At 60.4% G+C, this 288-nt stretch carries 1 pseudogene; it reads right to left on the reverse strand.

Features of this window, described 5'->3' with window-relative positions:
• Positions 1–87: 87 nt before the first annotated feature.
• Positions 88–288, reverse strand: a pseudogene (locus J4G32_RS21080) (3-dehydroquinate synthase); the annotation flags it as partial.

Consider the following 288-nt stretch of genomic DNA (forward strand, 5'->3'; position numbering starts at 1 on the left):
CGAAGTGGGCACCGGTTCGCGCGAAGAAAAAGCGTCCTGTCAGAACAGAGTCACGCTGCTGATTTCAACTTCTCTGATTCGAAAGTCCTAAGCCGGCGCGACGGCGAGCTTGGCGGCAAGAAAATCGCGAACCATCGCCGGTTCGACGTCGGACGCAACGACCGCCCGGCCGATCGCTTTCAGCAGGATGAAGGTGAGGCGGCCGCGCTTCACTTTCTTGTCTTGCGCCATCAGCGCCATAAGTCCGTCCGCGTCTGCCAGCCCTTCCTGCCTGAAACCGGCGATGTC

It is taken from the genome of Microvirga antarctica, assembly GCF_017921815.1.
GTDB lineage: Bacteria > Pseudomonadota > Alphaproteobacteria > Rhizobiales > Beijerinckiaceae > Microvirga > Microvirga antarctica.